Source organism: Kitasatospora sp. NPDC050463, from assembly GCF_040655255.1.
In the GTDB taxonomy this organism is placed as follows: Bacteria; Actinomycetota; Actinomycetes; order Streptomycetales; family Streptomycetaceae; genus Kitasatospora.
In genome coordinates, this window is record NZ_JBFAJO010000086.1 from 25,976 (window position 1) to 34,087 (window position 8,112).

General features: G+C 75.8%; 9 protein-coding genes. 7 read left to right on the forward strand and 2 right to left on the reverse strand.

Features of this window, described 5'->3' with window-relative positions; translation table 11 throughout:
- Positions 1 to 121: 121 nt before the first annotated feature.
- Together AB0J08_RS35250 and AB0J08_RS35255 are read left to right on the forward strand one after the other, a co-directional pair.
- On the forward strand, positions 122 to 505 hold the full coding sequence (locus AB0J08_RS35250) for a hypothetical protein (protein ID WP_360642249.1): 384 nt from the start codon (positions 122 to 124) through the stop codon (positions 503 to 505).
- A gap of 21 nt (positions 506 to 526) precedes the next feature.
- Positions 527 to 820 carry a hypothetical protein gene (locus AB0J08_RS35255; protein ID WP_360642251.1) on the forward strand — a complete coding sequence of 98 codons (294 nt, stop codon included), beginning with the start codon at positions 527 to 529 and terminating at the stop codon, positions 818 to 820.
- A gap of 15 nt (positions 821 to 835) precedes the next feature.
- Here AB0J08_RS35255 and AB0J08_RS35260 read toward each other — a convergent pair whose 3' ends face one another.
- On the reverse strand, positions 836 to 1,771 hold the full coding sequence (locus tag AB0J08_RS35260) for an NADP-dependent oxidoreductase (RefSeq protein ID WP_360642253.1): 936 nt from the start codon (positions 1,769 to 1,771) through the stop codon (positions 836 to 838).
- A 163-nt stretch (positions 1,772 to 1,934) separates the two neighbouring features.
- On the opposite strand from AB0J08_RS35260, the gene AB0J08_RS35265 reads away from it, so the two are divergent.
- Together AB0J08_RS35265 and AB0J08_RS35270 are read left to right on the forward strand one after the other, a co-directional pair.
- Positions 1,935 to 2,336 (forward strand): helix-turn-helix domain-containing protein, encoded by a 402-nt coding sequence (locus AB0J08_RS35265; RefSeq protein ID WP_360642255.1) that lies wholly within the window; start codon positions 1,935 to 1,937, stop codon positions 2,334 to 2,336.
- A gap of 226 nt (positions 2,337 to 2,562) precedes the next feature.
- The gene (locus AB0J08_RS35270; protein ID WP_360642256.1) at positions 2,563 to 3,099 is read left to right on the forward strand and encodes an AAA family ATPase; all 537 of its coding nucleotides are present in this window, start codon (positions 2,563 to 2,565) and stop codon (positions 3,097 to 3,099) included.
- A 122-nt stretch (positions 3,100 to 3,221) separates the two neighbouring features.
- Here the strand turns inward: AB0J08_RS35270 and AB0J08_RS35275 are convergent, their stop codons facing one another.
- Positions 3,222 to 3,770 (reverse strand): MarR family transcriptional regulator, encoded by a 549-nt coding sequence (locus AB0J08_RS35275; protein WP_360642258.1) that lies wholly within the window; start codon positions 3,768 to 3,770, stop codon positions 3,222 to 3,224.
- 47 nt (positions 3,771 to 3,817) lie between these two features.
- Between AB0J08_RS35275 and AB0J08_RS35280 the strand changes: the two genes are divergently transcribed.
- The 3 genes from AB0J08_RS35280 to AB0J08_RS35290 all read left to right on the forward strand — a co-directional run bounded on the left by AB0J08_RS35280 (position 3,818) and on the right by AB0J08_RS35290 (position 7,999).
- Positions 3,818 to 4,735, forward strand: a complete 918-nt coding sequence (locus AB0J08_RS35280) for an EamA family transporter (protein WP_360642260.1) — start codon at positions 3,818 to 3,820, stop codon at positions 4,733 to 4,735.
- 544 nt (positions 4,736 to 5,279) lie between these two features.
- Positions 5,280 to 7,367, forward strand: a complete 2,088-nt coding sequence (gene fusA, locus AB0J08_RS35285; protein WP_360642262.1) for an elongation factor G — start codon at positions 5,280 to 5,282, stop codon at positions 7,365 to 7,367.
- A 269-nt stretch (positions 7,368 to 7,636) separates the two neighbouring features.
- The gene (locus AB0J08_RS35290; protein WP_360642264.1) at positions 7,637 to 7,999 is read left to right on the forward strand and encodes a hypothetical protein; all 363 of its coding nucleotides are present in this window, start codon (positions 7,637 to 7,639) and stop codon (positions 7,997 to 7,999) included.
- The last annotated feature ends 113 nt before the right edge of the window (positions 8,000 to 8,112 follow it).

The following is an 8,112-nucleotide window of genomic DNA, read 5'->3' on the forward strand; positions in this document are numbered from 1 at the left end:
ACGGGTGATGCTCCGGTGAAAGTGGTCATGCCAGGAACGGTCGCCCGGCATCCTTGGGCCGGTGACCAGGTGGATCCCGCACCCGGCGGATCCCGTGACCAGGCGGATGGAGGCCCAGACGGTGAGCACGAACCTGCCGGAGACCGTGGCGGAGGGGCCGGTGGTCCTCCCGGCGCCGCCTCGCGTGGTGGACGACCTGGCCCGTGACCTGACCCATGCCGCAGCCGCCGTTCGGGCGGTCTCGCGGGCGGGGCGCAGCGGTGGCGACGTCGCCGTCGCCGCGTACACCGCCGTGGTGTGCACCGGCCGTTCGGCGGCCCGGGCCCTGGAGGAGGCCGCCGCCTGGTGCCGACAGGCACCCGAGGCGGAGGTGCACTCGATGGCCTGGGCGCGCGTGCCCGGGCACTGCGACGACGTCTACGAGTACCGCGTCACCCTGGCCGTCAGTTTCCCCGACCACGAGACCGGCGAGCACAGCGGCGACACCCACCACGCCCCGCGCTGAGGCCGACGTAGGATCGCCCTCATGGATCATGGGGGCACGAACGAGACACCGGCGACGGCGACCGAGGAGCGCGAACTCTCCACCGGGGCGGCGGTGGTCGCCACCGCGTTGGCGGCGCTGGGTGCCGTGGCGGTCCTGCTGGCCGTCTTCCACTGGCTGGGCTGGACGGCCCCCGGCGTCGGGTGGCTGCTCGCCAAGGGCGCCGTCAAGCTCTGCGCGGGCGGCGTGGTCGGCCTGCTCGGCGCACTCGCCTGGCTCCGCCAACGGTACGCGGGGCGAAGGTGGTTCGAGACCTCCGACAGCCCGGACCGGTGACCGGGCCGGGGTGGTTCAGGGCACCAGGACGAGTCGGCCGCGCAGGCCGCCGCGGGCCAGCCGGTGGTGGGCGTCGGCGGCCCGCGCCAGCGGGTGGGTGCCCGCCACCCGCAGGGTGAGCCGCCGTGCGGCGGCCAGGGCGGACAGTTCGGCGAGCGCCGGGCCGTCGGCGGTGATCCAGACGGTGGACACCCGGATGCCGCGCAGGCCCTGCGGTGCGCCGCCGGCCACGCTGACGAAGGCTCCCCGGTTGCGGACCGCGCCGAGCGCGACCACCCCGAGCAGGGCCGCGTCCAGGGCGCCGTCCACCCCGCCCGGGACGAGCGCCCGGACGGCGGCGGCCGGATCGGCGGTGCCGCGCGGCACGAACCGGTCGGCGCCCAGCCCCCGGACCAGCGCCTCGTCGGCCTCGCCGGCCATCGCCACGACCCGCAGGCCCCGGAGGGCGGCGAGTTCGACGGCGAAGCCGCCCACCGCACCGGCCGCGCCGGTCACCAGCAGCGTGCCGCCGGCGGGCAGGTCGAGCAGGTCCAGTGCCTGGGTGGCGGTCAGCCCGTTCAGCGGCAGGGTCGCGGCCTCGACCGCCGGCACCCCGGCCGGGGCCGGGGCCAGCGCCGAGGCGTCCAGCACCACGTAGTCGGCGTAGGTGCCGAGGGAGACGTCCAGGCGGTCGCGCAGGCCGATCACCGGGTCGCCCGGGCCGAAGCCGGACACCCCCACGCCCACACAGTCGACCGCCCCGGCCACGTCCCAGCCCAGGCCGGTCACCTCGCGCGGTGCCATCAGCCCCGCCGCCAGCAGGGCCCCGGACCGGGTCACGGCGTCCACCGGGTTGACCCCGGCGGCCGCCACCCGGACCCGCACCTGGCCCGGTCCGACCTCGGGCACGGGGACGTCCACCAGCTCCAGGGCTTCGGGACCGGCATGGCTGCGAACGACGACGGCGCGCACTGCGAACTCCTTCGGGGGAGGGGACGGCGGGACTGGGGGAGCGGGAGGTCCGGGAGGCCCGAGAGAAAGGGTCGGGCTTGCGAACGGTGCCCACGCTAGGGAGAGTTGCCCTCCAGCGGAAAGCACGCACCGCGAAGTGCGTACCGTACGGGGAGGAGAGCCCATGGCCACCATGACCGCCGCTCAGCGCCGCTCGGCCGAGCGCGCCGGCTTCGACGCCTATCTCGCGCAGTGCCCGGCCCGGCAGTTGCTCGACCGGATCGGTGACAAGTGGGTCAGCCTTCTCGTCAACGCCCTGGCCGACGGCCCGCAGCGCTACAGCGACCTGCGCCGCCGGCTGGCCGGGGTCAGCGAGAAGATGCTCACCCAGACCCTGCGCGCCCTGGAGCGCGACGGCCTGCTCACCCGCACCGTCACACCCTCGGTGCCGGTCCGGGTCGACTACGCGCTGACCCCGCTGGGGACCGGCCTGCTGCCGCTGATGCGGGCGATCAAGGCCTGGGCCGAGGAGAACATGCCCGAGGTGCTCGCCGCCCGGGACGCCTACGACACCCGGCCGCTCTGACGGACCGCAGGGGCCGGGGCCCGGCCGGGATCTCGGCCGGAGCCCCGCCCCGGGGCGGGCGCAGCGCTTCGTCGAAGTGTGCGGCGAGCGTGTCCCAGGGGCGGCCGGCGACCACCGGGGGGCATCGCCATGGGCGCCGTCGCGCCCGCCGACGGTCCGGTTCGTGCACAACCCGGTGGCAGCGGAGCGGCTGACGCCCCGGGGGCCGTCCACTAGCGTGGTGCAGATGACGGGGAGTGAGCACACCGTGCTGGTCGTCCTGCGGGGCAACAGCGGATCCGGCAAGTCGAGCATCGCGGCCGCCCTGCGGGCCCGGTACGGGCGAGGGCTCGCGCTGGTCGGCCAGGACAACCTGCGCCGGACCGTGCTGCGGGAGCGGGACACGGACGGCGCGGCCGCGATCGGCCTGATCGACACCGTCGCCCGCTACGCCCTCGACCACGGCTTCCACGTCGTCGTCGAAGGCATCCTGTCCGCTGCGCGCTACGGCCCGATGCTGGGCCGGCTGGCCGCGGACCACCGCGGCCGCACCCGGCTGTACTACCTCGACGTCGACCTCGTGGAGACCTTGCACCGCCACGCCCTGCGGCCGCAGGCCACCGAGTTCACCTCGGAGGACATGGCCGGCTGGTACGTCGGGGGCGACCTGCTGCCCGGGGGTGTGGAGCGGGTCATCGGCCAGGACAGCACCCTGGAGCAGAGCGTGGACCGGATCCTGGACGACACCGGGCTGACGCCGCCGGGGTGGACGCCGGTGTCCTGAGTCGACGCGGCGGCTCCGTCCGGCCGGGCGCGCCGGGGTGGGTGTGCGCCGGGGCGGGCGCGGCGGGCCGGGCGCGCCGGGGTGGGTGTGCGGCGGGGGCGGGGTGGGGTGCCGGGCCGCTGTCAGGTGGCGGCGGGTGGCTGCCGGTGGTCCAGGCGGTGCTGCCAGGTGGTCAGGAGGCCCTCCAGGGTGCCCGCTTCCTCCGGGGTGAGCAGCTCCAGCAGGCGGTGTTCGTTGCGCATGTGGGCGGTGAAGGCCTCGTCGATCAGTCGGCGGCCGGCCGGGGTGAGGGCGACCACGCGCCCGCGCCCGTCCTCGTCGCTGCGGCGGCGGGTGACCAGGCCGGCCCGCTCCAGGCGGTCGATCCGCTTGGTCATGGCGCCGGTGGTGACCATCGTGTGGGCGGCGAGCTCACCGGGGGCCCGTTCGAACGGGGAGCCGGCCCGGCGCAGTGCGGCGAGCACGTCGAACTCGCCCTCGCCCAGCCCGTAGCGGCCGTACACCAGGCCGAGTTCGTCGGTGAGACGGGCGGCGAGGCGGTGCAGCCGGCCGATCACCGCCTGTGGCGAGACATCGAGGTCGGGCCGCTCCCGCCGCCATTCGGCCTGGATGGCGGCCACGTGGTCCGGGGCTCCGGGCGGCGGTCCGACCGGTTCGCGCTGATGCTCCATGGTCCCCATCCTAGCGGGATAGCTTCCCCGGAAGGTATATTGCTTCCATGGAAGCGAATCTGCGATGGGTGGTGCTGACCGCCGTCGCGCCGGTCGCCTGGGGTGCCAACTACTACGTCACCCGCGAGTTCCTCCCGGCCGACCGCCCGCTCTGGGGTGCCGCCCTGCGGGCCCTGCCGGCCGGCCTGATCCTGCTGGCCCTCTGTCGACGGCGGCCGCGCGGCGCCTGGTGGTGGCGTTCGGCGGTGCTAGGGCTGCTCAACACGGGCGTCTTCTTCGTCCTGCTCTACGTCGCCTCACAGCTGCTGGCCACCAGCGTCGCCTCGACCGTCATGGCGGCCTCCCCGCTGGCGATGATGCTGATCGCCTGGGCCCTGGTGGCCGAGCGGCCCGCCCGCGCGCACCTGGCCGGCGCACTGGTGGGCCTGGCAGGGGTCGGGCTGATGGTGCTGACCCGGACGGGCGCGGTGAGCCTGCCCGGGCTGGCCGCCTCGGTGGCCGCCATGCTGGTCTCCTCCTGCGGCTACGTGCTCGCCGGCCGGTGGCGCGACGGCGCGGACGTCCTGGCCTCGACCTCCTGGCAGCTGATCGCGGGCGGGCTCGTGCTGCTCCCGGTGGCCGCGCTCGCCGAGGGCGCGCCGCCGGCTCCCGGCCTGCCGGAGCTGCTCGCCTTCGGCTACGTCACCGTGGTGGCCACCGCACTGGCGTTCGCGGCGTGGTTCGCCGGACTGCGGCACCTGCCGGCGGGGACGGTCGGGCTGATCGGGCTGCTCAACCCGCTGACCGGTGTCCTGCTCGGTACGGCGGTGGCGGGGGAGGAGCTCGGGCCGCTCCAGGCGGGCGGGCTGCTGCTGGTGCTGGCGGGCGTGGTGCTCGGCCGGCCGCGCGGGGCGGGGGGCCGACCGGGGGTGCCGACCGCGTCGGCGGCGCCGGCCGAGGGCGAGGCCTGCCGCAGCGCGCCCTGACGGCGCCCGGGGTGCGGTCGGCTTCCCGGTGGCCGCTGATCCGGGACGAACTCGTCGAGGGGGTACGTCACTTGCTTCCGGCGTGGTCGGTGCTGGTGCTCGTCGGTGCCGCTCGGCCGTCGTGCTCGGTCGTCGTGCTCGGCGGTGCCGCCGTGGCTGCCGTGGCCGCCCGGCGGCGGGCGGGAAAACCGGGTGACCCGCGCCGCCCGGGCTCCCTAGACTCGCACCGCAGTCGCACGCCGCCGCGGTCCGTGGGGTGGCGTGCTCCGTGACGAGTGAGGGAGGAGCAGTCGTGCGCTACCGCACCGCTGTTGTCGTTCCCTCGTCGCGGTACGAGGTGATCCTGGTGTCCTCGTGCGCCCGGTGCCCGCTGCGCGGTCGGTACCGGAAGTCCGCGACGAACGCCTGAACCCCCGCCCGCCCCTGCTCTGATGACTGAGCGTCAGGTGCGTGCGGGGTGGCCGGACAGCCTCCGGCCGACTGCCGCCGTCGTCGCCGCAATCGCGCCGTCACCTCCGCGGACCACCCCGAAAGGCACCGGGCCATGCGCACCGACCTCGTCAGCACGACCAGCACCACGACCTCCGCCACCGCGGCCATCGCCACCGTGCGCAACCTGGGCATCCTCGCCCACGTGGACGCGGGCAAGACCACCGTCACCGAGCGGATCCTCTACCTCACCGGCGCCACCCACAAGCGGGGCGAGGTCCACGACGGGACGACCGTCACGGACTTCGACCCCCAGGAGCGCGACCGGGGCATCACCATCTTCGCCGCGGCGGTCAGCTGCGCCTGGGACGGCCACCGGATCAACCTGATCGACACCCCGGGCCACGTGGACTTCGCCGACGAGGTGGAGCGCTCGCTGCGGGTGCTCGACGGGGCGGTGGCGGTCTTCGACGCCGTGGCGGGCGTCGAGCCGCAGAGCGAGTCGGTGTGGCGCCAGGCCGACCGGCACGGCGTGCCGAGGATCGCGTTCGTCAACAAGCTCGACCGCGCCGGCGCCGACCTGGACGCGGCCGTCGCCTCCATCCGCGACCGCCTGCACCCCGTCCCGCTCGCCGTCCAGCTGCCCATCGGGCAGGAGAACGGCTTCACCGGCGTCGTCGACCTGCTGCGGATGCGCGCCCTCACCTGGGCCGACCGGCCCGGCCCGGACGCCTACCGGGAGGGCCCCGTCCCCGACGAGCTGTGGGCCGAGGCCGAGCACCGCCGCCGCCTGCTCGACGAGGCGGTGGCCGGGCTCCACCCCGGCGCGCTGGAGGAGTACTGCGACGGTGCGGCGCTCTCCACCGGGACGCTGTCCGCCGCGCTGCGCGACCTCACCCGCACCGGCGAGGCCGTGGTCGTGCTGTGCGGCTCGGCCTACCGCAACCGGGGCATCGAACCGCTGCTCGCGGCCGTGGTGGACTACCTGCCCTCGCCGCTGGACGTGCCGGCCGTGCGCGGCCTGCTCGACGGCGCGGAGCAGCGGCGCACCGCCGATCCGGCCGGGCCGTTCGCCGCGCTGGCGTTCAAGGTGAACGCCACCGCCACCGGCCGGCTCACCTACCTGCGCGTCTACTCGGGCACGATCCGGAAGGGGGACACGGTGCTGGACGCCGGTACGGGGCGCACCGAACGGGTCGCCCGGATCCTGCGGGTCCGGGCCGACCGGCACGCCGAGACGGAGTCGGCGGCGGCCGGGGACATCGTCGCCGTGGTCGGGGTCAAGGCCGCCCGTGCGGGTGCCACGCTCTGTGCGCCCGGCGCACCGCTGGTCCTGGAACCGACCGTGGCGGCCGACCCGGTCGTCACGGTGGCCGTCGAGGCCCGCCGGGCCGTCGACACCGACCGCCTGGCCACGGCGCTGGCCCGGCTCGCCGAGGAGGACCCGTCGCTGCGGGTCCGGACCGACCCGGAGACGGGCCAGCGAGTGCTGTCGGGGCTGGGCGAGCTGCACCTGGAGGTCGCGGTGGAGAAGATCCGCCGCGTCCACGGGCTGGAGGTGACTGTCGGGCGGCCGCAGGTGGCCTACCGGGAGACCATCGCCGGCAGCGTGTCCGGCCTGGTCCACCGACACGTCAAACAGGAGGGCGGCGCCGGCCAGTTCGCCCATGTCGTGTTCGACGTGGCGCCGCTGGACGGCGATGACGCCCGGGCCGCGGAGGGGTTCGTGTTCCGCTCGACCGTCACCGGCGGTCGGGTGCCGAAGGAGTACGTCCAGGCCGTGGAGGCCGGCTGCCGCGACGCGCTCGCCGAGGGGCCGCTGGGCGGTCACTCCGTCACCGGGGTGCTCGTCACGCTGACCGACGGGGCCACCCACCCCAAGGACTCGTCGGACCTGGCGTTCCGCACCGCCGGTCGCCAGGCCCTGCGCCAGGCGCTGCGGCTCTGCCGCCCGCTCCTGCTGGAGCCGGTCGCCGAGGTGACGGTGAGCGTGCCCGAGGACGCGGTCGGCGGCGTGCTCGGTGACCTGGCGGCCCGCCGCGGCCGGGTCCAGGCCTCGCAGGCACGGGCCGGTGCGGCGACGCTGACGGCGACCGTGCCGGTGGCCGAGCTGTTCGGCTACGCGACCGGGCTGCGCAGCCGCACCCAGGGCCGGGGCACCTTCACTGCCCGGCCCGCGGGCTACGCCCCGGCTCCGCAGTAGGCGCCGGCCGGGCCCGCCCTCACCGGGGCGGGCCCGGTCCCTGCGGCGGCCGCCCGCCCCGGCAGACCGCCTCCGACCTGCGCGGCGACGCGTGCCGTGGTGACGGCCCCCGCTTCGATCCGCGTCGTTCTGACGGTCCCCGCTTCGATCCGCGGGCCCGGCACACCCTGTCATCCGTCAGGGACCGCCGGCGCCGCACCGCTCCTACGCTGCTGATCACCGGCCGGGCCAGTCACCCCCGGACCAGCCACATCAGAGGGAGAACCACCATGCGCAGGATCCTGCACGCCGCCGCCGCGCTCGCCCTTGCGACCGCCGCCGTCACCACCCTGGGCGCCACCGGTGCCCAGGCCGCCGACAGCTGGGACGGCTGCCCGTCCGGGGCGGTCTGCATCTACGGCGAGGGCGCCCCCACCTCCACCCCGCCGACCGACGTGTTCTACAGCTACGGCGCCCACAACCTGAGCAACAAGACCGGCTGGCACTGGGTGCTCAACAACCAGACCGGTGGTGCCCACGCCCACCTGTGCCTCGGCTACAACGGCACCAACTGCAACTACGACATGCCCGCCCAGAACGGGGTCTGGGCCGACCTGGGCCCGGTCAACTCCATCACCCTCGACCGCCCCTGACCGTCCCCGCCCGATACCTGTCGACGACGCGGCGGTGGCCGCCGGACCTGGTCCGGCCCGCCCCGCCCCAACCCCGCCCGGGGGGGGCCCCCGCCCCCCCCCACCCGCCCCGC

Coding starts and splice junctions, on each gene's coding strand:
- AB0J08_RS35255 (WP_360642251.1), top strand. CDS start 527: ATGGATCATGGGGGCACGAACGAGACACCGGCGACGGCGACCGAGGAG.
- AB0J08_RS35265 (WP_360642255.1), top strand. CDS start 1,935: ATGGCCACCATGACCGCCGCTCAGCGCCGCTCGGCCGAGCGCGCCGGC.
- AB0J08_RS35270 (WP_360642256.1), top strand. CDS start 2,563: ATGACGGGGAGTGAGCACACCGTGCTGGTCGTCCTGCGGGGCAACAGC.
- AB0J08_RS35275 (WP_360642258.1), bottom strand. CDS start 3,770: ATGGAGCATCAGCGCGAACCGGTCGGACCGCCGCCCGGAGCCCCGGAC.
- AB0J08_RS35280 (WP_360642260.1), top strand. CDS start 3,818: ATGGAAGCGAATCTGCGATGGGTGGTGCTGACCGCCGTCGCGCCGGTC.
- fusA (WP_360642262.1), top strand. CDS start 5,280: ATGCGCACCGACCTCGTCAGCACGACCAGCACCACGACCTCCGCCACC.
- AB0J08_RS35290 (WP_360642264.1), top strand. CDS start 7,637: ATGCGCAGGATCCTGCACGCCGCCGCCGCGCTCGCCCTTGCGACCGCC.